18 protein-coding genes and 1 pseudogene are annotated in these 24,498 nt (G+C 37.6%); 11 read left to right on the forward strand and 8 right to left on the reverse strand.

All coding sequences use genetic code 11. The annotated features are described in order from the left end of the window. Positions 1-15: 15 nt before the first annotated feature. Positions 16-1,563 (reverse strand): flavin-containing monooxygenase, encoded by a 1,548-nt coding sequence (locus tag ACS125_RS12515; protein WP_443272430.1) that lies wholly within the window; start codon positions 1,561-1,563, stop codon positions 16-18. 121 nt (positions 1,564-1,684) lie between these two features. On the opposite strand from ACS125_RS12515, the gene ACS125_RS12520 reads away from it, so the two are divergent. The 3 genes from ACS125_RS12520 to ACS125_RS12530 all read left to right on the forward strand — a co-directional run bounded on the left by ACS125_RS12520 (position 1,685) and on the right by ACS125_RS12530 (position 6,459). Next, the gene (locus ACS125_RS12520) at positions 1,685-2,707 is read left to right on the forward strand and encodes an AraC family transcriptional regulator (RefSeq protein ID WP_312821823.1); all 1,023 of its coding nucleotides are present in this window, start codon (positions 1,685-1,687) and stop codon (positions 2,705-2,707) included. Positions 2,708-2,784: 77 nt separating this feature from the next. Next, entirely contained in the window at positions 2,785-3,927 is a 1,143-nt protein-coding gene (gene zapE, locus ACS125_RS12525) for a cell division protein ZapE (RefSeq protein ID WP_443272433.1), read from the forward strand. 366 nt (positions 3,928-4,293) lie between these two features. After that, entirely contained in the window at positions 4,294-6,459 is a 2,166-nt protein-coding gene (locus ACS125_RS12530) for a malate synthase G (RefSeq protein WP_111853776.1), read from the forward strand. A 69-nt stretch (positions 6,460-6,528) separates the two neighbouring features. Here the strand turns inward: ACS125_RS12530 and ACS125_RS12535 are convergent, their stop codons facing one another. The 6 genes and pseudogenes from ACS125_RS12535 to ACS125_RS12560 all read right to left on the reverse strand — a co-directional run. Continuing rightward, positions 6,529-6,942: a biopolymer transporter ExbD gene (locus tag ACS125_RS12535; protein WP_312821825.1), complete on the reverse strand. Its 414-nt coding sequence runs from the start codon at positions 6,940-6,942 to the stop codon at positions 6,529-6,531. A 19-nt stretch (positions 6,943-6,961) separates the two neighbouring features. Continuing rightward, entirely contained in the window at positions 6,962-7,384 is a 423-nt protein-coding gene (locus tag ACS125_RS12540; protein WP_004792697.1) for an ExbD/TolR family protein, read from the reverse strand. Between the two features lie 15 nt (positions 7,385-7,399). Further along, entirely contained in the window at positions 7,400-8,281 is an 882-nt protein-coding gene (locus tag ACS125_RS12545) for a MotA/TolQ/ExbB proton channel family protein (protein WP_004792695.1), read from the reverse strand. Positions 8,282-8,322: 41 nt separating this feature from the next. After that, complete coding sequence (locus ACS125_RS12550; protein WP_443272436.1) at positions 8,323-9,036, reverse strand: energy transducer TonB; 714 nt, start codon at positions 9,034-9,036, stop codon at positions 8,323-8,325. Positions 9,037-9,145: 109 nt separating this feature from the next. After that, the gene (locus tag ACS125_RS12555) at positions 9,146-11,815 is read right to left on the reverse strand and encodes a TonB-dependent receptor (RefSeq protein WP_443272438.1); all 2,670 of its coding nucleotides are present in this window, start codon (positions 11,813-11,815) and stop codon (positions 9,146-9,148) included. A gap of 547 nt (positions 11,816-12,362) precedes the next feature. Beyond that, positions 12,363-12,431: pseudogene (locus ACS125_RS12560) on the reverse strand (hypothetical protein); the annotation flags it as partial. 160 nt (positions 12,432-12,591) lie between these two features. On the opposite strand from ACS125_RS12560, the gene ACS125_RS12565 reads away from it, so the two are divergent. The 7 genes from ACS125_RS12565 to ACS125_RS12595 all read left to right on the forward strand — a co-directional run bounded on the left by ACS125_RS12565 (position 12,592) and on the right by ACS125_RS12595 (position 22,869). Beyond that, the gene (locus ACS125_RS12565) at positions 12,592-14,382 is read left to right on the forward strand and encodes an ABC transporter substrate-binding protein (RefSeq protein ID WP_443272440.1); all 1,791 of its coding nucleotides are present in this window, start codon (positions 12,592-12,594) and stop codon (positions 14,380-14,382) included. Between the two features lie 18 nt (positions 14,383-14,400). Continuing rightward, entirely contained in the window at positions 14,401-16,221 is a 1,821-nt protein-coding gene (locus ACS125_RS12570) for an ABC transporter substrate-binding protein (RefSeq protein WP_443272442.1), read from the forward strand. After that, positions 16,222-18,255 (forward strand): M3 family metallopeptidase, encoded by a 2,034-nt coding sequence (locus ACS125_RS12575; RefSeq protein WP_443272444.1) that lies wholly within the window; start codon positions 16,222-16,224, stop codon positions 18,253-18,255. It abuts the gene before it with no gap. Between the two features lie 12 nt (positions 18,256-18,267). Continuing rightward, on the forward strand, positions 18,268-19,206 hold the full coding sequence (locus ACS125_RS12580) for an ABC transporter permease (RefSeq protein ID WP_116772711.1): 939 nt from the start codon (positions 18,268-18,270) through the stop codon (positions 19,204-19,206). A gap of 7 nt (positions 19,207-19,213) precedes the next feature. Further along, positions 19,214-20,356, forward strand: a complete 1,143-nt coding sequence (locus ACS125_RS12585; RefSeq protein WP_440202564.1) for an ABC transporter permease — start codon at positions 19,214-19,216, stop codon at positions 20,354-20,356. Positions 20,357-20,368: 12 nt separating this feature from the next. Further along, on the forward strand, positions 20,369-22,102 hold the full coding sequence (locus ACS125_RS12590) for an ABC transporter ATP-binding protein (RefSeq protein ID WP_443272447.1): 1,734 nt from the start codon (positions 20,369-20,371) through the stop codon (positions 22,100-22,102). A gap of 107 nt (positions 22,103-22,209) precedes the next feature. Further along, a complete protein-coding gene (locus ACS125_RS12595; RefSeq protein ID WP_174740298.1) occupies positions 22,210-22,869 on the forward strand; it encodes an SOS response-associated peptidase family protein in 660 nt (219 codons plus the stop codon). A gap of 58 nt (positions 22,870-22,927) precedes the next feature. On the opposite strand, the gene ACS125_RS12600 is transcribed toward ACS125_RS12595, so the two are convergent. Continuing rightward, positions 22,928-23,296 carry a hypothetical protein gene (locus tag ACS125_RS12600; RefSeq protein ID WP_151962708.1) on the reverse strand — a complete coding sequence of 123 codons (369 nt, stop codon included), beginning with the start codon at positions 23,294-23,296 and terminating at the stop codon, positions 22,928-22,930. Between the two features lie 296 nt (positions 23,297-23,592). On the opposite strand from ACS125_RS12600, the gene ACS125_RS12605 reads away from it, so the two are divergent. Then, positions 23,593-24,450, forward strand: a complete 858-nt coding sequence (locus ACS125_RS12605; protein WP_440202561.1) for a 3'(2'),5'-bisphosphate nucleotidase CysQ family protein — start codon at positions 23,593-23,595, stop codon at positions 24,448-24,450. Positions 24,451-24,498: the final 48 nt, after the last annotated feature.

A 24,498-nucleotide genomic window follows, 5' to 3' on the forward strand; every position in this document is an offset into this window, starting at 1 on the left:
TATGTCTTGAACATCTTAAGCTGCATAGCTCTGTGAGCTTTTATTTAGAAGTAAGTAATCTTTAGGATTAACTTTGCGTGTTTCTAACCAGTACTTCCATGTATAGGTGGGCCATAGTGAAAAGTTTTTTCCATCAGCAGATTGATACCAGCTACTACAACCTCCTGCTTGCCACACAGTTCCTTGAAGCTGGGTTTGAACCCGTTCATTAAAAGCATCTTGAACTTCTGGTTTAATCTCAACTGCTTTTTGTCCAGATTTTTCTACAAGTTGGATGAGTTGTAAAATGTAATTTACTTGAGATTCAATCATAAAAATAATCGAATTATGACCTAGTACTGTATTAGGTCCGACTAATTGAAATAGATTAGGAAAGTTTTTAGTCATAATGCCGTAATAGCTTTCAGCACCATCTTTCCAAGCCTGTTTTAATTCAACTTGATTGCGTCCAATACAAGTGAAATGTTTCAAGTAAATACGTGGATCAGTAATAAAACCAGTACCGTAAATTAAACAATCAATAGATCGTTCTTTACCATCTTTAGTGATAATGCTGTTTTCTTTAATTTCTTGAATACCATTTGTTACTAGTTCAACATTTTTACGGTTAAATGTAGGGAAGTATTTATTTGAAATAAGAATACGTTTACATCCCATCACAAAGTCAGGTGTGAGTTCCTTGGCTACTTCTTTGTCTTTCACTTGGAAGCGAATGAAAGCTTCTGCCAACTTTTGACCATATTTCATAATTTGGGGTTGAACGATGGGTACAACGCGCGACTCATTACTCCAATAAAGACGACTACGATGAATTTGGCGATAAAGATTAGAAGATTTGAATAATACTTTACTCAAACGAGAGTATTTGCGTTCATCACGTGGTATTACCCAAGCTGCCGTTCTTTGGAATACATAGAGCTGTTTAACATCTCCAACTATTTCTGGAATATATTGGATTGCACTACCACCTGTACCGATAGAAGCGACTGATTTACCGTTTAGGTTATAGTCATGCTCCCACTGTGAAGAGTGAAAAACTTTTCCTTTGAATTTTTCGATGCCTTGAATATGAGGGATTTGTGGGATATGCAACGGGCCTGATGCAAAAACAACAAATTGAGCTTCAATCGAAGGTTGATTTTTAAAATCTAAAGTCCACACATGACACATTTCATCATATTGGACATGAGTTACATCATGGTTGAATTTACAATAATTTTTAATCTTATATTTTTTTGTAATATCTTGAATATATTGAAAAATCTCTGGTGCTTCAGCATAGCGTTTTGACCAGTCAGTTTTGGGTGCAAAAGAGAGAGAATACATATGAGATTGAACATCACATGCCGCACCTGGATAGCGATTTTCTCGCCAAGTTCCGCCGACATCGTCTGATTTTTCTAAAATAACAAAGTCTTGCTGTTGATTTTGCAGTAAACGGATAGCCATTGCTAGGCCACCAAATCCAGCACCAATAATAGCGATTTTAGTTTTTTGAATAGCATCTTGCTTTGTGTTTAGCATTGGAAACCCTGCATAAGCTGAAAAGAGGATTGCAGGCAAGACTAACGTTTTTTGATCAGTTTAAACATGATTGTATCGACGTGAAAATTGATAGATTCGGCAATTAATTTTCTTTCTTCTTTATAGTAAAACATTTGAGTCTAGGGAAATTGATAGAAGAATGAAACGGTCGATACTTGGTTTAATGTATTTAATTCAAGGAATGCGCAATGCGGGCATTGATGTCGACTCACGTTTGGCTGGTATAGGAATTAAGGTTGATGCTTTAGATCCGAGCTCCACAATTCATGATCGCTTAGAATGGGATATACAACAAATTATTAGCGAAAATGTTGAGCCTGAAAAGGGTCTATTCATTGGACAGCATTATGCTTTGGCCGGTTACGGACCACTACTTATGTTGCTTGTAACAAGTAATGATGTTCAAACTGCATTAAGTAAAGGGATAAAATATCAAAGACTTACACATTTATTCGGTGCTTTAGGGCTTTATGAAACGGATGAGCGTACCAACTTAAATTATTTGCCTGTTGATTTGAAAACTCAAGTGGGACAGTTGCGGGCACAATGTGAAGTTTCAGGAACTTATAAATTTATTCAAGATATTTATATGATGATGGGATTAGAAATGCCCGCTATGCGTATAGAACTTCCATTTGAAAAACCAACGGATTCAGAGACCTTATCTCGCTATTTTGCATACTATGGCGATGATGTGCACTTTAATGGTAAATATGCAGCATTTAGCCTAAGCAAGGATGTGCTTGAAATCAAAATCCCTTCTGCGGACATCATTACACATCGGATTTATGAATCAAAATGTATTACAGAAATAACAAGATTAAATCAACAAGATCACCAAACTCCACATATCATACAATGTGTGCAAGATTATCTTGAGTTACAACAAGGAATTATCCCGAGCATGGCGGAAACAGCTTTTGCATTGAAAATGCCTGAAAGGACATTAAGGCATCAATTGCAACAGTTAAATACGAGTTATAAGCAAATTCGTGAACAAATTATCAAGAATAAGGCATTAAAGCTTATGGAATATAGAGAATACTCAATAGAAGTTATTGCCGACTTACTCGGTTATTCTGAACCAGCGGCATTTAATCATGCATTTAAACGATGGTTTGGGCAGAGTCCTCGACAATATGGCAAAGAGTCATCGTCGTAATTCTTGATGCTAAAAGCTAATGTGGTTGAACAAAATGTTCGCTATACTCCTATCAGTTAAAATTGAAATAAAACGATATGTTAAATTTAAAATCTTCTCATAGTACTGCATTCTCACCTTCTTCCCCAGCAGAACGCTATGCTGAGGCTTTAGCTTCAGGCCAGTTTATGGCAGATGAAGCGCAAGCACAGGCAGTGCAAGAATTAGACCGTGTATGGAAAGAACTTTTAAACCGTTATAAAGCCTCTAAAAAAGCTTTCCGTCGTTTTCGCCGCCAAACCTCACCTAAAGGTGTCTATATGTGGGGTGGAGTAGGCCGTGGAAAAACTTGGCTTATGGATCAATTTTATGAGTCAGTGCCATTTCGTCGTAAAACGCGTATGCATTTTCATCATTTCATGCAACATGTTCATAAAGAATTAAACAAGCTTTCTGGTCAACGTAATCCACTTGAAATTGTGGCTGACCAAATTTATAAAGATGCAGTCGTTATTTGTTTTGATGAGTTCTTTGTATCAAACGTAACTGATGCAATGATCTTGAGTGATTTATTCCAAAAATTGTTTGTTCGTGGTGTGACATTGATTGCAACATCAAACATTGCACCAGACGGTTTATATAAAAACGGTATTCATCGTGACCGTTTCTTGCCAACAATTGAAATGGTTAAAAAGAACTGTGCTATTTTAAACGTAGATGCAGGTGTGGATTATCGTTTACGTGTTTTAAAACAAGCTCAATTATTCAAATCACCATTAAGTAATGAAGTCCAAAGCTGGATGGCGGAACGTTTTAGCGCTTTAACTCACACACAAGCTCATTCTCAAGAGCCGATTGTGATTAATAATCGTGTGGTCGAGACTCTGGGGCATACAGAAGATGTGTTGTGGTGTGAGTTTTCTGAACTGTGCTTTAAACCACGCAGCCCAGCAGATTTTATCGAAATTGCAAATATCTATAATACGGTTCTGGTAAGTAATGTTCCGCATTTAACAGATTTCTTGTCTGAAGGTACACGTCGTTTTATTTACTTAGTCGATGAGTTTTATGATCGTGGAGTAAAATTACTTTTAACTTCGCAAGATAGTATTATTGATATTTATCAAGGTGAAAAATTAGCCTTTGAAATTGAACGTACACGTTCGCGTTTATTGGAAATGCAATCGGATGAATATTTGCATTCAGAACATCGCCATATTGATGAAGCTAAAAACGCATAAAAAATAGATATGAAAAGCGCTCTATATAGGGCGCTTTTTTTACAACAAAAATAGATAAATTTAGTTAAATAATGCTTTTTCATGCTGCAAAGTTTGATATAACTAAATACGCTTTAGAAAAATAAGATGGTGAAATTTTTTGTTTGTTAACAAAAAGTCTAGTTTCAGTATCTTTAAATATTGAATAAATTGTTGGGAATCCTAGTTAGAATTTTAATATTTCCTATATAGAGAAATTTATCTTTGTCAATATTCTTACAAGGGAAAATGCTCACTATTTAGGAATGTGATATTAGTATTCAGCTTAATTTAAATCGGTATACTAGGATTCTCTTGGTATAAAAAGTAGCAACTTCAGGAAAGACAATGACTGCACGTATTCAAAAAGGCAAGTTAGCGATTGCTAAAGAACTTTACGATTTTATCGAAAATGAAGCTTTACCAGGTTCTGGTTTAGATAGTGAAACTTACTGGAAGAACTTTGAGCAAGTTGTTGTCGATCTTAGCCCAAAAAATAAAGCATTATTGGCTAAGCGTGATGAATTACAAGCAAAAATTGATGAATGGCACCGCAACAATAAATTTGAATTAGGTGCTTATAAGGCGTTCTTAACAGAAATTGGTTATTTATTGCCAGAAGTTGAAGACTTTCAAATTACAACTGAAAACGTTGATGAAGAAATTGCATTATTGGCAGGGCCGCAGTTAGTTGTACCTGTACGTAATGCACGTTATAGCTTAAACGCAGCAAATGCGCGTTGGGGTTCTTTATATGATGCACTTTACGGCTTCGATGTAATTTCTGAAGAAGGTGGAGCTGAAAAAGGTAAAGGATATAACCCTGTACGTGGTGCAAAAGTGATTGAGTTCGCTAAAAACTTCTTAAATGAAGTTTTCCCACTTGCACAAGGCTCACATGCAGATGCGACAAAATATGCGATTGAGCAAAATAAACTTGTTGTGACTTTGAAAGATGGGTCAAAAACAGGTTTAGCTCATGAAGCTCAGTTCGTTGGTTTCAACGGTGAAGAAGCGAACCCTACAGAAGTTGTTCTTTTAAGTAATGGTCTTCATGTCATTATCGAAATTGATGCATCTAGCCCAATTGGTCAAACTGATTTAGCGGGTGTTAAAGATTTAACATTCGAAGCAGCTGTAACTACTATTCAGGATTTAGAAGATTCTGTTGCGGCAGTAGATGCTGAAGAAAAAGTTGAAGGTTACCGTAACTGGTTAGGTTTAATGAAAGGTACGCTTCAAGAATCTATCGAGAAAAATGGTAAAACGATTGTTCGTGATTTAAATAAAGATCGCGAAATTAAAAACTTAATTGGTGGCACTACAAAACTTCATGGTCGTTCACTTATGTTACTTCGTAACGTAGGTCACTTGATGACTAACCCAGCTATTTTGGTAGATGGTGAAGAGATTTTTGAAGGTATTATGGATGCATTGGTAACACCATTGTTGTCAGTTGCAGACATTCGTAGTGAAAACGAAAACAAGAACTCTCGTAAAGGTTCTATGTATATTGTTAAACCAAAAATGCATGGTCCAGAAGAAGTTGCGTTTGCTGTAGAGTTATTTGAACGTGCTGAACAAGCGATTGGCTTACCACCTAAATCGTTAAAAATCGGTATTATGGATGAAGAGCGCCGTACATCTGTAAACTTGAAAAACTGTATTGCTGCTGCAAAAGACCGCACAATCTTTATTAATACTGGTTTCATGGACCGTACTGGTGATGAAATTCATACTTCAATGGAAGCTGCCCCAGTTGTTCGTAAAGAAGCTGTAAAAACACAAAAATGGATTGCTGCTTACGAAAACCGTAACGTTGCAATTGGTTTGAAGACTGGTTTACAAGGTAAAGCACAGATTGGTAAAGGCATGTGGCCAAAACCAGATAGCATGAAAGATATGTTGGCAACTAAAGCTGCACATCCAAATGCGGGTGCTTCATGTGCTTGGGTTCCATCTCCAGCAGGTGCAGTACTTCATGCGATGCATTACCATCAAGTGAATGTTAAAGCACGTCAAGATCAGTTGAAAGCTGAAGAAATGTTGTCATTAGATGACTTGTTGACTCCTCCGTTTGCACCAGAAACAAACTGGTCAGCAGAAGAGATTAACAATGAGCTTGAAAATAACTGCCAAGGTATTTTAGGTTACGTTGTTCGTTGGGTCGACTTAGGCGTGGGTTGTTCGAAAGTTCCTGATATTAACAACGTGGGCTTAATGGAAGACCGTGCAACATTACGTATTTCTTCTCAACACGTTGCAAACTGGTTACGTCACGGTATTGTGACTCGTGAACAAGTTGAAGAAGTGCTTAAACGCATGGCAAAAATTGTTGATGAGCAAAATGCAAATGACCCATTGTATAAACCAATGGCTGCTAACTTTGAAACTAATATTGCTTTCCAAGCAGCTTCTGACCTCATCTTTAAAGGTTGTGAACAGCCTTCAGGTTATACTGAGCCGTTACTTCATGCTGCTCGTTTAAAGTTAAAAGGTTATACAGGTGACTAATTTTAACCTGTCATAAAAAAAGCCTCTTCGGAGGCTTTTTTATTTGAAAGAATAAATTAAATGTATGACTTAACTATTACTCACAATTCCAATTTTGGTGACACCTAAACGCTGTGCTGTAGCCATGACCATAGCTACATTTTTATATTCAGCCATTTGATCTGGTTTAAGTTTGATCTGGTCTTGATCTTTTTTAGCAACCACACCTTGGAATAATGTCTCAAGTGCGGTGCGGTCTGAAACCTGCTGGTTATTCCAAAACACTTTACCTGCTGCGTCAATTCTTACATCAATCACTTCAGGTGGCTTTTCATTTGTTGGAGGCGGTGTGCCGTTTGGCAAATTAATATTAATCGCGTTGTTTGGTGCAGGGATGGTAATAATGAACATAATAATAAGTACCAACATGACATCAATAAGAGGTGTCATGTTGACCTCTAACATCACATCGTCATCATTATTTGAACCGACATTCATACCCATAAAATTCTCCTTAAAATAATTACTGGGAGGCTGGTGGGGTAGTAACAAATGCAATTTTGCCAATACCAGCTTGTTTGGTCGTGCTAATGACCTGATCTATCGCCTCAAAATGAGTAAGCTGATCTCCACGAATATGAACTTCTGGCTGAGGCCTTTTTTGTGCAACTGCTTGAAGCTTTGATAGCAATATTTCTTTATTAGGCACATAGCTTTCATTCCAGAAAATATCTCCTTTCTTGTTCACAGAAAGTTGAATATTTTCAGGTGTGGTGGCATATGGTGTATTTTTTTCTTCTGGTAGTTTCACTGGAACCGTATGTGTAACTACCGGAATCGTAATTAAGAAAATAATAAGTAAAACCAACATGACATCAACTAGAGGCGTCGTATTAATTGCGCCAATCATTTCATCGTCATCTTCAGAACCAACACTCATACCCATAACGTTTGCTCCTCGTTATTTAATGCTGCGGTTAACCGAATTATTGGTACTAATTTCTCCGCTTAATAAAACTGCGTGTAAATCTGAACCAAACGAACGGACGTTTTCCATTACTGCTTTATTACGGCGAGTTAGCCAGTTGTAACCAAGTACAGCGGGTACTGCGACTGCAAGACCAATAGCTGTCATAATTAAAGCTTCACCGACAGGACCAGCAACTTTATCAATAGATGCTTGACCTGAAATTCCGATGGCAGTTAATGCGTGATAAATTCCCCAAACCGTACCAAAAAGACCGACAAATGGCGCAGTAGAACCAACGGTTGCCAAGAAAGCTAAACCACCACCTAAGTGATTTTGTATTTTTTCAATTGCACGTTGAATTGATATGCTCACCCATGTATTAAAATCGATTCGCTCAAGTAAAGAGCCGCCGTGCGATTTAGTTGAGTTAATGCCTTTTTCTGCAATAAAGCGATATGCGCTACTTTGTTCTAAATTATCAGCTGCATTATCTAGTGAAGTTGCTTCCCAAAAACTTTTCTCTGCCTCTTTGCCTTGTCGTTTTACTTTAGCTTGTTGTAAGAATTTTGAAATAATGATGTACCACGTGCCAATAGACATCAGTACTAATATAAATAGGGTAGATTTAGCGACTAAGTCTCCTTCACGCCAAAGCGCTTCTAGACCATAAGGGTTTTTAACAGTTTCGCTTGTTGCTGGTTTCGGTGGTGGAGTTGGAGTATTTGCATTTGAAGTAGCTTCAGCGGTTGCTGTTGCCACAGGAGCATTACTCGTTTCTTCTGCAAAAACCGAGTTTAATGGAAGTAATGAGCAAGCTGCGATTAAACTTGCAGAAGCGAAACGTACTAGCGGTTGAGTTGATTTTTTCATCATATTATCTCCAATATTTTTTAATTTCTTACTAATTCAATTGTTTATTCAATTACGAATGGATATTCAATTTCATACCAGTCTTGCTGAGGCACGCCATCTTTCATTGCTGGTTTGAATGTACATAAGCTGTAAGCTTTAGTTGCCGCCTTATCAAGAATCCTACTACCGCTCGATTTCTTTACCTTCGCTTCTATAACCTTGCCATTGGTATCAACTAAAACTCGAATACGCACCGTACCTTGCTCACCACTCATTTCTGCTTCACGAGGATATTCCGGTTTTTCACAGCCAGCAGAACCTTCTGAAATACCGCGTGTTACACCAGCTGGTTTTGGAGCTGGGGCAGCTGCCACTGGAGCTGGTGCTGCAACAGGGCTTGGTGATGGGGTGCTAGGTGCAGCAGGAGCTGGAGTAGCAACTTTAGTTGGTTGAGCTACTGGTGTAGTTTTTTGTACCGGTGTCGCTACTTTCTCTACTTGTTTAGGCGGCTCAGGAGCTTTGGCAACTTTTTCTACCATTTTAGGTGGTTCAGGCGGTTTTTCCTTAGGTTTTGGCTCCTCCGGTTTGGGTGGAGGAGGTGGTTTAATATCTTGAATAATTTGTAATTCCACAGGTTTTTCTGCTGGTTTTTGAATATTGTTTGCTAAACCTGACATCAGAATATAGGCAACAATAAGATGCAGAAAAAGTACTGCGGCAATACCAATAAGGCGCTTTGCAGATTTATTTTCTATGTCTGTAAAAGTCATGCCCATAGTTACTCCTGAAACTGTAGACAAACAATTTTTTAAATGACTGTTTGGCTAAGAATGAGTATTTGTTCTGCAAACTAACTGTTGAGAGTTATATTTGCAGAACAACCATTTAGAACTTATATGTACCTCGGACAAAGTAGGTACGTCCTAAAGGATCTGCGTAACGTGGGTCATATCCCATTTGAAAGTTATCAATTACATTAGATGCAGGAGGGTCTTCATCAAAAATATTTTTAATACCAGCGGTCACTTCTAGATTTTTAAAGCCTTTATAAGTGCCTGAAATGTTATATGTTGTATAGTCGCTGACTCTATGGTTTTGGTCATTAGCGTTTTGATCTTTGTACCCACGAGAGAAGTTTTGTTGCAGGTTTAAAGCCCAGTTTTCATAATTCCAATTTAGGTTTGCAGTATGTTTCCATCGCAGAATAATAGATTGATAGTCTAAGCCGCTATATGAACCAGCAACACCTATCCATTCTCCATCTGGCTCGGCTTGGTATTTGTAGTCTGTTATATATGTACCATCAATGTTGAAACCGAATCGACCTGTAGCAGTCATTGGAGAAACCCAACTTAAGCCGACGTCGAAACCTGAAGTTTTAATTCCACCTAAGTTTTGTTGTGTTGTAATAATATAATCTAATGAGCCATCAGGATTACGTACAAATTTGTCTGCATATTTCACAGGGTCATTAAAAATAGCAGTTTCCGAAAGTGTAGCAATTTGCTTGTCGACTTCAATATTGAAGTAATCGAGAGTAAACGCTAAATTTTTAATTGGTTCAAACACTAAGCCAGCTGTAAAAGACTTTGATTCTTCTGGATCTAGAGTTTTATTACCTCCATTTTGTCTGTCGAATTGCATATTACAATCGCGTTCTTTTTGCCCTCCTGGTTGTACAACTCCACCTGGGCAAAGTACTGGATCGTCATATGCTGCACCTGTATTAGTTATTGAATTTGCACCATTAACTTCCCAAAGTGTTGGAGCTCTGAAGCCTGTGCTATAAGTTGTACGGAACATTAATTGTTTAATAGGTTCCCAACGAAGTGCAAATTTTGGATTAAAAGTATCACCAAAATCGTTGTAGTCATCATAACGAGCGGCAATTTGAGCTTCTAAAGTTTTAAGAAGTGGGATATGAAATTCGGTAAATACCGATTTAATATTACGATCGCCAGTATTTACTGGTTCATCAGGATCGACACCTGTACTAGGCGCTACTCGGGCAACATCAGTAACGACTTTTGAAGTCCAATCTTCATAACGATAGCTTGCTCCAACTGCAAAACCAACGTCTCCAGCGGGTAATTTAAATATAGGTCGGCTTGCAGTGAAATCAACCGTAGTTGTATCTAAGTTGGCTTTTAAATATTTGCCTTCAACTCCTAACTCATTCCATACATTGGCATCTTCAGGGTTTTGTGGTCCGAATGGGTTTAAAATACCATTGTTTAAAGCTTCTTGTGTTTTATCAAAGTTTAAATAGCCACTTACGATAGCATCCGATGCACTACTATGCGCATAGGTAACGCCTGAATTAATATCCCAACCATGAGTTTCACCCTCAATACCAGCAAACAATCTATGTGATTGGTTAATACTGTTACTTATACGGTTGCCAGATTGTGAACGCAGATATAGAGGAATAGTTCCCTTAGCGCCTGCTAAAGCTGGAGTTATGCCGTTTCCTGGATAATATTTACTACTAGAGTCAAGCGTCAGATCAAAAAATACATCGGGCGCAACTGAAGTAGTGACTTCACTTCTTGCATATAAATATTCTGCAATCGCATTAAAGTTATCGTTCAGTTTAAAAGTAGCTCGGCCCATAGCTGAGATGTCTTCTGTTTTTGGCACAATACCAATCACTGCTTGGCTGTTATATCGACAGGTTCCATCATCGTTACTATTAAGAGGATTATTACCACAGCCTGTGGAAGCATAGGGATTACCTAAACCTGGGACATTAGCAGGAAATGAGCCACTACTGGTTCTATTTACACCTAACTCAGGTAATATTCCACCGCGCCGACTAACTTTGCGGTCTTTGGCCATGACATCATCGCCTTTGCGATAGTCCACCACACCAAAAACGTTATAGCCATTTTCATCTAAATCACCGAAGCCACCAAAGATACTGTAGTCTTGTTGTTCACCACCTTTTTCTTCTGGTTTTTGATAGCCTGCGGTTAAATTAAGTCCTGTAAATTGCTTTTTGGTAATGAAGTTAATTACCCCGCCAATTGCATCTGTTCCATAAATGGAAGAGGCACCATCTCTTAGAACTTCAATACGGTCTAACATTGCGAGCGGAATAATATTTAAGTTTGTGACGCCACTGTCATATGCATTTGCAGCTAATCGACGACCATTAAGTAAAACAAGTGTTTTATTGGCACCCAAGGCTCTCAAGTTTGCCGCTGAACCAGCTGTTTTACTTGCCCCCACGTTACTGGCAGTAACAAAATTGGATTGGTTTGCACTAATTTTGGCTAAGGCTTCTTCAGTGGTAGTTACCCCTTGTTTTAAAATTTCTTCCACTTTTACGATAGTAATGGGTGAAGCACTTTGAGCTGCAACTCCCTTGATTGAAGAGCCTGTCACAGCAACTTTTACAACTTTGACGGGTTTATCATCATTGCTTGATTGTTCTGTTTCTGCTGCTTGTGCCATGGTAAGACACATCATGCTTAAACTAAGGGTGCTTAATTTAAGAATTGTTTTGCCAATCTTGGGGGTTACCTGAGATCGAACATTGTATTTTTTTTTCATCGTGGATTTGATCCCTTTTTGTTGTCGTTAGCGATATTGCTGGAAAGTTTTTAAGCAAAGCAAGTGCCAACTATATATTTTTCTTTTTTTAGTTTATGCAAAATATTGATATATATTGATTTTATTATGGTTGAGTAGGATGCTTCAGCTTTTTTTAGATAAAAATAAATTTTCCATTTGGAAAAATTTTTGATGGTGGCGAAAAGTTTCAAATTTATTTGTGTAAAAAATATACATTACTAGACTCTTCACATGCTTATTAAATAAAAATGTATCGTTTTAGAGCTTTTGAATAGGTAATGTTATAATATCTATAGTTATGTGGTTTGATTATAATTTAATTATTAATCAATAAATTATTTAAAAATTATGTGTAAAGTAAGCTGGTTCTAATGTGGATCATAATTAATTTTTAATGTATTTTATTTGTGCATTTAAGGTGTGAGATGATTAACTTATATGAATATAATATTTGGCAAAAAGTTACTTTTATTTATATAGTTCAAATGTTTTTAAGTATCTAATAAAAATATGAATTTTTAATATTTTAAAATATTTTAAGATGGATATTAATAAATGGCATGAAATTCGCTTTATATTCAATAGTTATAAAACTCTAGGTATTTGACTTTATTTTTCCATTTGATCAAATAAAAAAGATGATAAAGGAAAGTGAATTTTAAGACCTAAATAGGCCTATCTGTCGAAAAAGAACTTTTCTTATGCAGATTTAGATGTTACTCAAAAGGATAATATCTTTTAAAAAAACTAATTACGTGGGTATGAACTTGAAATTAAAATTTTTTAAGCTCGCCATTTTAAGTCTGGCTATTACATCAATCCCTTGTGCTTACGCAATTACGCCAGCACAACCAAACAAAATTTTGCACGTTGCCTATGAAGCCCCAGATGATGGCTTCGATATGGTCAAGACTACTAATTTCTATAGCGCGAGTATTGCGGAAGCCATATTTGAGCCTTTACTCAAATATGATTATTTAGCTCGTCCTGTACAGTTAGTTCCTTATACGGCTGAAAGTCTGCCTAAGGTGGAACAAGACGGTAAAGTTTATATATTTAAAATTAGGCCTGGTATTTATTTTACCGATGACCCTGCTTTTAAAGGTAAACGCCGTGAGCTGGTAGCTGAAGATTACATCTATGCAATTAAACGCATTTTAGATCCTGAAAATAGGGCACCTTCAGTTTCTTTTATTGAGGGTAAATTGTTAGGTGCCGATGCAGTTGTAGCTCAAGCAAAGAAAACGGGAAAGTTTAATTATGCTACCCCAATTGCTGGGGTCAAAGCACTTGATCGATACACTCTACAATTCACTTTGACTCGCCAAGACTTTAATTTTCCTTATATTCTTGCTTATATTACCTTTGGTGGCGTTGCAAAAGAGGTTGTTGATTATTACGGTGATCGTATCGGGATGCATCCGGTTGGTACTGGACCTTACATGTTAAGTAAATATGTTCCAAGAAGTAAGGTCGAATTAGTTGCCAATCCTGATTATCGAGGTTTTGTCTGGAATTTTAAGTCAACAGGAACACCTTGGGATAACCAGCTTATTAAAGAAATGAGCGGTAAGAAAATGCCCCAAATTGGTAAGGTTGTAGTCAGTATTATTGAAGAACAACAGTCACGATGGTTAGCTTTTCAGTCTGGTCAATTAGATTTTGACAGACTTACAGCAGATGCTGTTCCTCAAGCTTTAGATGGAAATCAACTTAAGACTTCTTTTCAGAAAAGGGGAATTAAGCACTTCCCATATAAGGAACCCGAAATGACCTATACGATGATGAACATGCGTGATCCGGTCATTGGTGGTTTTAGCCCAGAAAAGATTGCACTTCGTAGAGCAATTACGTTGGCATATAATCAAAAAGAAAGTATAAGACTGGTTTACAAAGGCCAAGCTGTTAGAGCAGAAATGTTCATACCTGAAGGTGTAAATGGATATAACCCCAAGTACAGAAGTAGCGTAGGGTACAATCCATTATTGGCAAATAAATTACTTGATTATTATGGTTATAAAAAGGGGGCTGATGGCTATCGAAATTTGCCAAATGGAAAACCTTTAGTTTTAAAAATTAATAATGAAAATAGCTCATCTTCAGTTATTCTTTCTGAATTATGGAAAAAAAATCTAGACGCGATTGGGATTCGTGCTGAATTCAAAGTGAGTAATTTTGCAGATAACTTAAAAGCCGCAACTCAATGTAAATATATGATTTGGGGCGGCGCATGGATTGCTGACTATCCTGAGGGAGATAATTTTGCACAATTACTGTATGGACCAAATGCTGGTCAGGGAAACCATGCTTGTTACCAGTCTAAAACATACGATGCTCTTTATAATCAAGCCACTCATTTACCACCCCAACAACGTCTACCATATTACGAAAAGCTTAATCGCCAGATTGAAGCTGATAATCCTTGGATTATTCATGTAACTCGAATTCGTAACTGGTTGATACGGCCACAAGTTCAGGGTTTTAAACCCCACCCAATGATGAATACGAACTGGCAATATCTTGATATTACCCCTGTTAAAAAATAATTTTAGATAAAGATAAATATGACTGAAAATTTAATAAAACAGCTCAAGCATTGTGGTGTCAGTTTTTTACTTGCTAGCATGGCATTAACTGGTTCTACAGCTCTATATGCTAAAAGCCCAGCCGATCCCAATAAAATTCTACGTTATGTATTCCCGACAGCAGAAACAGGTTTCGACCCAGCTTATATCCATGATCTATATTCGGCACATGTAACCACTTCAATATTTGAAACTTTATATACCTATGATTATTTAGCAAGGCCAGCAAAACTCGTTCCGAAAATAGCCACAGCCCTGCCAGAAGTCAGTGCCGATGGTTTGACCTATACCATTCATATAAAAAAGGGTGTTTATTTTACACAGGACCCTGTTTTTAAAGGTAAACCACGAGAATTAACAGCCAATGATTATGCTTATTCTTTTAAGCGTTTATTGGACCCGAATTTACGTTCTCCAAATAGCTGGTTGTTAGAGAATAAAATTGAAGGTATGAATGCATTAATAAATGCAGCCAATAAAACTGGAAAATTTAACTATGACCAAAAAGTTATTGGTTTACAAACACCAGATAGATATACCTTGGTGATTCGTTTAGTTAAGCCAGATTATAACTTTCCTTTGTTACTGGCACATGACCCTACAGGTGCGGTGGCACGTGAAGTCATCGAAAAATATAAAGATAAAGCAGGTTATGTAATGGGCCATCCTGTAGGGACTGGACCTTATGTACTCAGTAAATGGGTACCAGCATCACGTATTGTTTTAAAAGCGAATCCTGATTTCCGTGGTTTTACTTGGAACTTTGCTGCAAGTAGCCCTGAGGATGAGGCAATTGTAAAACGCCTTAAAGGTAAAAAAATGCCTCAAATAGGCACAATTGATATTCAGGTTATGGAAGAAAATCAATCGCGATGGCTGGCATTTCAGCGTGGTGAAATTGATATATTTCAGCTTGAAGGTCAACTGGTCGCAAAAGCAATTAAAGACGGTAAATTAAGACCTGAACTTGCTAAAGAAGGTGTCCAGCTATCTCGTATTGTTGATCCTGAAATTAGCTATATCTATTGGAATCTTAAGAATCCGGTCGTTGGTGGAATGAGTAAAGAAAAGATTGCTTTACGCCGGGCGATAGCAATGTCTCGTTCAATAGATCAAGAAATTAAATTAGTAAGAAATGATGATGCTCAGCGTTTAGATTTTCCAGTTCCACCAGGGGTAGTGGGTAACGATCCACAATATAGAAGCAGTACGCCATATTCTGTGAAAGCAGCAAATTTACTATTAGATCGATATCACTATAAAAAAGATGCCTCAGGTTGGCGTACACAGCCAAATGGCAAGCCTCTCGTCATTGAATATATGGCGCGCAGTGACAGCATTGGGCAGCAAAGTGCTGAACTTTGGAAAAAGAACTTTGATAGTTTAAATATTCGCATGGTCTTTAAACCCATGCTTTTTGCAGATCTCATTCGAGCGCAAAAACAATGTGAAGGTATGTTCGGTTCTTCTGCATGGATAGCCGATTATCCAGATGGGGATAATTTTATGCAGAATTTTTATGGACCCAATACCCATATGACGAACTGGTCTTGTGGTTCGACACCAGAGTTTGATCAGTTATATCGTCAGACACAACAAATGCAAGCAGGTTCTGAGAGAGATGCACTTTATCGAAAAATGACACGTTTATTAGAAGTGTATATGCCTGTTCAGGTCTCTTATGCACGCTACCGAAATATGCTGGCTCAACCACAAATCATTGGATATAAAAAGCATCCCATTTTACATGCTGAGTGGATGTATTTTGATATCGATACAAATACTAAATCTAATCATTAAGTGAAAAAAATTGGAGATATGATGAAAAATAATGCATTGAAAATGACAACTTTATGTATGTTGACCATAGGTATAAGTCAGTTTGCAACGGCAGAGACAACACGTCCTACTTTGCCATTACTTAAAGCACAACAACTCCCAGCATGGTGTGATGCTAATTTAAAAAAGATTCAACAACAGATTACAATTTTTGAAAAAACGCCTGTGAAAGATAATGCAGCAGCGGCACCTATATTGGCAAAATGGGATAAAGTTTTTGCGAATTTTGAAGATTTCTCAGGTCCGATAAGTCTATATAGTAATGTAGACCCAGATGCAAAATTACGTAAGGCAGCCGAAGACTGTGAAATCAAAATTAATCAGTTTCATACTGATATATTTCAGAACCCGAAGCTATATAACTTAATTAAAAATACACAAGCAACAGACCCAATTGACCAAAAATACCGCCAAGATATTCTAGATCAGTTTGAAGACACAGGTGTTCAACTTGAACCAGTAAAGCGTGCACGAATGAAGGCCATTCTGGATGAGTTGACCAAACTCGAACAAGAATATGCACGTAACGTCCGAGATAATCCGGAAAAACTTGAGTTTACTCCTGAAGAGATGAAAGGCTTACCTCAAAGTTATATTTCAGCATTAAAGAAAAATACTAAAGGCAATTATTTATTAGGTTTTGAATATCCTGAATATCGTCCATTTATGGAGTTGGCAGATAATGATGATGCTCGGAAAAGATATCAAATTGCCTTTACTCGACGTGGTACTGAGCAAAATTTAAAACTACTTAAACAGGCAATAGATTTGCGTTATGAGCTTGCTCAGTTATTTGGAAAAGCAAGTTATGCAGATTGGGTTTTAAAAGACCGTATGGCTAAAACGCCTGAGGCTGTAAATCAATTTTTAGCAGAAGTCCAAAAAACAGTAGCACCACTTGAACGTAAAGAAGTAGAAGAACTCCGTGCATTTAAAGCACAAACTTTAAAAACGCCATTAGAAAAAACCGAGATCACACGTTGGAGTGAAGCTTACTGGAGTGAAAAACTTCGTAAGAATAAATATCAGATTGATCAGGAAAAACTTCGTGATTATTTCCCCACTTTAGCTTCTCAAAAATGGTTATTTTCCATTTCATCTGACCTTTATGGCATTGATTTTAAACCTGTCAAAGTTAAAGCATGGCAGGATGAAGTTGAATATTACGATGTAGTTGATAAAAAGACAGGAAAGCTTCTTGGCGGCTTATATATGGATAAATTTCCTCGTGAAGGGAAGTATGGCCATGCCGCCGTTTGGGGAGTATATGGTGGCAGCACTTTAACCAATCGATTACCAGTTTCAGCATTAGTCACCAATTTTAACCGTAAAGGTTTAAACAGTGATGAGCTAGAAACTTTTGTTCATGAGTTTGGTCATGCCTTACATGGCATTTTATCCAATACACGTTATGCCAGTCAGTCTGGAACCTCTGTAGAGCGTGATTTTGTAGAAGCGCCGTCTCAAATGTATGAAGAGTGGGCACGCCGTAAAGAGACTTTATCTAAAGTGGCTGATTACTGTGATCCAGCATGTCCACGTGTTGATGATGAACTCATTGCTCGTTTAAAAGCAGTACATAACTATGGACGCGGCTTGCGTTATGCGCGTCAAACTCTTTATGCACAGTACGATATGTCATTACATACCGCCGATGCATTAGAAGTAAAGCCTTTAGAAAATTGGCAAAAAATGGAAGCTGCTACAGCGTTAGGTTATGTACCAACAACAGAGTTTCCTGGGCAGTTTGGGCATTTGATGGGTGGTTATCAAGCCGGTTATTACGGCTATATGTGGTCTGAGGTTTTAGCTTTAGACATGCTTTCTGCCTATGGGGACAACCTTAATAACCCGCAAGTTGGACAGCGTTACCGTCAAACCATTTTGTCACAAGGTAGCCAAAAACCGGCAGCTGAATTAGTTAAAGATTTCCTTGACCGAGAACCTGATAACAAAGCGTTCTTTAATGAAATTACCGGACAACGGGTTAAATAAGGAATTATCACTATGCTTGCATATGTTATTCGGCGTTTATGGCAGATGATTCCAACCATGTTGGGGGTAGTCTTACTTATTTTTATTCTTTTTAACTGGGTAGGTGGCGATCCTGCTTATATTTTAGCGGGCAAGATGTCTAATCCTGAGCAGATTGAAAACATTCGTAAGCAGTTAGGTGTCGATCAGCCTTATTACGTTCAGCTCTGGATTTTCATTAAACAAATACTGACTTTTGACTATGGGGCGAGTTGGAGTACTGGAGAACCTGTTTCCCAAATTATTTTAACCCGATTAGGACCATCGCTCACGCTTTTAATTCCACTGACTATTTTACAGACGGTTATTTCAATTATTTTGGCATTGGCTGTTGCAGCTGTACGTGGTTCTCTAACTGACCGTATGGTCATGATGTTATGTACCATCGGCATGTCGATCAGCATCTTAGTGTACATTATCGTTTTTCAATATGTTCTGGCTTATCAGCTAAGTTGGTTTCCTGTACAAGGCTGGAGTGACACTTTTTCCGAGAATTTATTTAAATTTGCCTTACTACCAATTTTAATCATGCTGGTGGTGAGTATTGCACCGACTTTGCGTTTATATCGTAGCTTTGTGCTTGATGAAATTAATCAGGATTATGTTCGAACAGCACGTGCTAAAGGCGTAGGTGAAAGCCGAATCTTAGGTGTACATGTCCTGCGGAACGCTTCAATTCCTATTATTACCGACGTAATGTCAACTTTACCTGCATTGCTCATAGGCGCATTTTTAATTGAACGCTTTTTTGGTATTCCCGGGATTGGCCGAGAGGTGATTATTGCAGTTGAGCGGAGTGATTTTCCTGTTATTAAGGCAATTACAGTTTATATCGCAGCTGCAACCATGATTTTTAACCTGATTGCCGATTTGGTCTACAAAGTGGTTGATCCACGTGTACAGTTGAAGTAGGTGGGCTATGCTGAGCGTTTTATCAAAAAGAAAACAACAAACAAAAGCCGAAGCTCATTCATCTGGCCTGTGGAAACTTGCCATGCGACGTCTTCGGGCCGACAAGATCGCAATGTCATCGCTAGTGATTGTATTGCTTTATTTTATTATCTTGGTTCTATCAATGACGGGTGTGATTGCATCTGACTGGAATAAAGAAGTGGCAGTAAGTTATGCACCACCTACATTTATAGGAGCAGATAAAGCAACTGAAGCCTTGAAAAATACAGCCGCTGTAGATGAAGAATTACCAGAAAATCCTGTCGATCCCTTAAAAGATGTAATTCATCAACTTAAGGCTGAAATTAAACAAGAAAAGAGTGCGGGAAGTGTAATTGATTATTATGGTGTAGTTGACCCTTTAGCTGATGATATGAAGGCCATTGATCAGCAACTTGGTGGACATTTACTTGATCAGCAAAGTGAACTTAAAAGTACACTTATATTTGGAGCGGACAAATGGGGACAAGATGTCCTTAAAAAGACCATTAAAGGTGCTGAAACATCAATTATTGTTGGGGTGATATCGGCTTTACTTGCAGTAGGGATTGGTACACTTTTAGGTGCAATTTCTGGATATTTTGGTGGTTGGGTTGATGACATTCTCAACTGGTTTTATAACATTTTTACTTCAATCCCATATTTATTATTAGTGCTTGCTATTGCTGCCGTACTTCAACAAAAAGGCATTTTATCCATTGTTCTGATTTTAGGCTTAACAGGCTGGACGGGTGTTTATCGTTTAATTCGTGCCGAATATATGAAACATACTGCACGTGAGTACGTTCTAGCTGCTAAAGCAATTGGCGTTGGACACTTCCGCCGTATGTTCATTCATATTTTCCCTAATGTCAGCCATATCGCTTTGGTCCAAATGTCAATTTTGGTGGTGTCTTTCATTAAATCTGAAGTCATCTTGAGTTTCTTAGGCTTCGGTGTGCCGGTGGGTGTAGTGTCTTGGGGGAGCATGTTAAATGAAGCACAAAGTGAACTTCTTTTAGGTAAGTGGTGGCAGCTTGTCGCAGCCTCTGTCGCGATGGCTGTTTTGGTAACGGCATTTTCAATGTTTACTGATGCACTTCGTGATGCATTAGATCCAAAACTAAAATAAGAGGAAATCCTAATGTCAGAACAAGAAAATAAGAATGCGCCGTTATTGCACGTTAAAAATTTACGAGTAAGTTTTAAAGGTGAAGATAAACAATATATTGAAACCGTAAAAGGAATTAGCTTTGACATTCCAGAGAATACCACGGTTGCTTTAGTAGGTGAGTCGGGTAGCGGAAAATCGGTTACTTCTTTGGCAACTATGGGATTACTGCCTGTAGGTCAGAGTAAAATTGATGAGCAAAGTAAAATTATATTTGAAGGCAAAGATTTACTGAGCTTATCTCGTACAGAGATGCGTAAAATTTGTGGCAAAGATATTGCGATGATTTTTCAGGAGCCGATGTCATCATTAAATCCTGTTTTTACGGTTGGCAATCAAATTGCAGAAGTGTTGTGTTTGCATATGGGATTGAGCCGTAAACAGGCCCGACAACGCGTTTTAGAGTTGCTTAAAGAAGTAGGTATTCCTTCACCTGAGACTAAAATTGATGCTTATCCAAACCAACTTTCGGGTGGTCAACAACAACGTGTCATGATTGCTATGGCGATTGCGTGTGAGCCTAAACTGCTCATTGCCGATGAGCCGACCACAGCACTTGATGTCACGATCCAAAAACAGATTATTGATTTACTTGAGTCATTGCGTAAACGCCGTCAAATGTCGATGCTTTTTATTACTCACGATTTAGCATTGGTCGGTGAAATTGCAGATAAAGTCATTGTGATGCGCCATGGTGAGATTAGAGAGCAAGGCGCTGCTGAAGAGGTTCTTGAACAGCCTAAAGATGTATATACGAGAGCATTACTTTATTGCCGCCCACAAATGTCACAACGACCTTATCGTTTGCCTGTGACCAGCGATTTTATGCGTCAAGAAGACAATATATTGGTTGAACAAAGTTTTGATGCCTCAGAAATTCCCGAGCGCAAACGTGGCTTAAATGGTGATGAGCAAATCATTTTAGAAGTAAAAGACCTGAAAAAAAGCTTTTATAGCCGTAAAGGTCTATTTGGCAAAGAAGAGTTTCAGGCAGTTAAAGGAGTTTCTTTTAAACTCGCTAAAGGAAAAACCTTAGGTTTAGTCGGTGAGTCAGGTTCAGGTAAAACGACTGTTGGACTATTACTCATGCGCTTACATCAGGCATCTGGTGGACAGGCTTTCATCGAAGGTAAAGATATTCTTTCATTAACTGAAAAAGAGTTTGCTAAATATCAACGAAAGATTCAGATCATTTTTCAAAATCCATATGCCTCTCTTAATCCACGTTTTACCATTGGGCAAATATTATTAGAGCCTATGCAAATTCATGGTATTGGTAAAGATGATGCTGAGCGTAAACAAATTGCGCTTGGTTTACTTGATAGAGTGAATTTACCTGAACAAGCTTATTATCGATACCCGCATGAGTTTTCAGGTGGGCAACGTCAACGTATTGCGATTGCACGCTGTTTAACGCTAAAGCCTGAAATTTTGATTTGTGATGAATCTGTTTCAGCGCTCGATGTTTCAGTCCAAGCGCAGGTACTTAACTTATTACAAGATTTACAAGATGAGTTTGGGCTGAGTTATATCTTTATTTCACATGACTTATCGGTTGTGAAATATATCTCTGATCAGGTGATGGTCATGAATCATGGAGAAGTTGTGGAAATTGCCAATTCGGATGAGCTCTATGCACATCCTCAACATGATTACACTAAACGTCTATTGCAGGCGATTCCTCAAGGGATTCAACACATTTCATAAGCGTAAAGTTATGTCGTTAAGGGCACTTTCGAGTGCCTTTTTATTTGGTTTATAGGCTAAATGCTTATAAAATAACAGAAGTAAATATAGAGTATTTTATTCTTGCTATGTGTGCCAACTTTAAACCTTTATCTCTTGCTCAATTACAGCAACTTCAGTTGCCTGTGGTTGGCTTTAGCTATGCCGAAGAGGTTTATCCTGCGGGAACAATGCCACTATTATTCAAATCACCACAAAGTCTTGAATGGCGTGAAGTCATGTTCGGTTTGGTTCCAAAGTGGGCTGAAGATACCAACATAGCGAAACATACCTATAATGCCCGTCATGAAACGATTTTCCAAAAACCGAGTTTTCAAGAAGCTGCTCTTAAATGTAAGTTTGGGGTAATTCCAGTGACCGAGTTTTATGAAAGTAAATATATAAATGATAAGCCGGAACGATGGGGTGTACGCCGTAAAGATGGGCAAGCTTTTTTCATTGCAGCGATTTATGAAATTTGCAAAATTAATGAGACGGTTATTCGTTCTGCAAGCATGTTGACGATGGACGCCATAGACCATCCCATGATGAAAGACTTTCACGAACCAGGTGATGTCAAAAGATCAGTGATTGTGATTCCACATGACCGACTAGAAGAGTGGTTAAGTTTAGAATCACCTGATATTTCCAGCTTTATCGAAGGCTTTCCGGTTGAAGAATTTGAATGCTCTCATGTGCCAAAAGAAAAAGTTATAAAACCGACACCACAGTTAAGCATGTTTGACTAATCTATCTAAAATAAAATGAGGTTATTGATATCAACTTTGAATCAATAACCTATATTATTTATTCAATATTTTTACTTAATGTTTGTACTTCAGAATCCTGAGCTAGATAACTCAATTCAATAGGCGAAATCACAAAAGTTGTATTATCTGAGGTCTGTTTAAATACAAAACCATATTCAAAAGACTGGCTACTTTTGTTTGGCAACCAGAATAGATAAGGGCAACCTGTATAACTCCCATCCCAACCCATTTCTCTAGCTAAAGCCAAGGCTGTATCAGATTTCGCTATAATTTCTTTAAGTGACTCTTTATCTCTTGTTGAAACACCACCATCATCATCTGCAAATGTTTGTAGGAACTCATTTAAGGGAGTAAGTTCTTCCCAGTTACGTTCTATTGTCGAGAAATGATATCCATATAGCATCATGTGCGCTTTCTTCCATCTTGTTATTGTGTGATTGAACATAGCAAGAAATACATGAAAAGGAAATGGATGAATCTGATTTAAGTTGTTTATTTTTCATAACTTATAGATTGTTTTTTGTACATAATAATGGTTTTTTTAACATCCTCATTATTCATATTAACTATATAGTGTGCATACAAAGTTTTGTTCATCTAATCATTAAGATAAATTACTTTTTTAGTAAATCAAACTGTTGGCGAATATTGAATTGTTCATAATTCACCTATAATAGAAATGAAACTATGTAGAGCATATTTATGTTTATAACAACTACGCGCCCACAAGATACTCTGATTAATCAGCTTCTTCCTGTCTTGGAACAAGCGAGCCAGATTCTATTACAAGAATATCAAAATTATTCAGCGGGTTATGAGTTTACTATTCATGAAAAACAAGATGATTCACCTGTAACTCAAGCAGATTTAAAAGTGAATCTTTTCTTATTAAAGCATTTGGCAGAGATTACCCCCGACTTGCCTGTTTTGTCTGAAGAAAGCGATTATAGTGCCCGCCATGACTGGTCTACGTGTTGGATGTTAGATCCTCTTGATGGAACTAAAGAGTTTATTCATGAGCGTGATGAATTTACGATAAACCTAAGCTTGATTAAGGGTAAAGAGACAATCTTTTCAGTTATTGCTGTGCCATGTGAACAAGTCGTGTATTTAGGATATCTGCAAGATTTACCTTTTAAATATAGTTTTAGTCAAAAGCAATGGTATCAATATCAGATAACGTCGCCTTCACCAGATGCACCTATACAAATAGGACTTAGTCATGGCAGTAAAAATCCGAAATATCAAAGATTTATTCAGCCTATCGAAAAAGAACATAATATTATTAGAAGAGAAGCAGGAAGTGCCTATAAATTTTGCATGATGTTAGAAGGTGAGATAGATATTTACCCACGATTCCATCCAACTTCTGAATGGGATACAAGTTCTGGTCAAGGGTTGTTAGAAAGTATAGGTGGTGGTTTACTTACTCTTGATGGAAAACCTTTTGAATATAACCAGAGACACACGGTTTTAAATAAGGGCTTTATCGCATTTCGTGATCAGGAAAGCAAAAAAATAGCATTTGAAGCATTAGCCCAATCAAGTGTTATAGATTGAGAGTTATGCCAGACATGTTATAGTGGCAAAGTATTGAAAAAAGATGAC

The sequence above is a fragment of the Acinetobacter sp. PFS20 genome (assembly GCF_052261015.1).
Classification (GTDB): Bacteria; Pseudomonadota; Gammaproteobacteria; order Pseudomonadales; family Moraxellaceae; genus Acinetobacter.

Coding starts and splice junctions, on each gene's coding strand:
- ACS125_RS12520 (WP_312821823.1), top strand. CDS start 1,685: ATGAAACGGTCGATACTTGGTTTAATGTATTTAATTCAAGGAATGCGC.
- zapE (WP_443272433.1), top strand. CDS start 2,785: ATGTTAAATTTAAAATCTTCTCATAGTACTGCATTCTCACCTTCTTCC.
- ACS125_RS12530 (WP_111853776.1), top strand. CDS start 4,294: ATGACTGCACGTATTCAAAAAGGCAAGTTAGCGATTGCTAAAGAACTT.
- ACS125_RS12535 (WP_312821825.1), bottom strand. CDS start 6,942: ATGGGTATGAATGTCGGTTCAAATAATGATGACGATGTGATGTTAGAG.
- ACS125_RS12540 (WP_004792697.1), bottom strand. CDS start 7,384: ATGGGTATGAGTGTTGGTTCTGAAGATGACGATGAAATGATTGGCGCA.
- ACS125_RS12545 (WP_004792695.1), bottom strand. CDS start 8,281: ATGATGAAAAAATCAACTCAACCGCTAGTACGTTTCGCTTCTGCAAGT.
- ACS125_RS12550 (WP_443272436.1), bottom strand. CDS start 9,036: ATGGGCATGACTTTTACAGACATAGAAAATAAATCTGCAAAGCGCCTT.
- ACS125_RS12555 (WP_443272438.1), bottom strand. CDS start 11,815: ATGAAAAAAAAATACAATGTTCGATCTCAGGTAACCCCCAAGATTGGC.
- ACS125_RS12570 (WP_443272442.1), top strand. CDS start 14,401: ATGACTGAAAATTTAATAAAACAGCTCAAGCATTGTGGTGTCAGTTTT.
- ACS125_RS12580 (WP_116772711.1), top strand. CDS start 18,268: ATGCTTGCATATGTTATTCGGCGTTTATGGCAGATGATTCCAACCATG.
- ACS125_RS12585 (WP_440202564.1), top strand. CDS start 19,214: ATGCTGAGCGTTTTATCAAAAAGAAAACAACAAACAAAAGCCGAAGCT.
- ACS125_RS12590 (WP_443272447.1), top strand. CDS start 20,369: ATGTCAGAACAAGAAAATAAGAATGCGCCGTTATTGCACGTTAAAAAT.
- ACS125_RS12595 (WP_174740298.1), top strand. CDS start 22,210: ATGTGTGCCAACTTTAAACCTTTATCTCTTGCTCAATTACAGCAACTT.
- ACS125_RS12600 (WP_151962708.1), bottom strand. CDS start 23,296: ATGATGCTATATGGATATCATTTCTCGACAATAGAACGTAACTGGGAA.
- ACS125_RS12605 (WP_440202561.1), top strand. CDS start 23,593: ATGTTTATAACAACTACGCGCCCACAAGATACTCTGATTAATCAGCTT.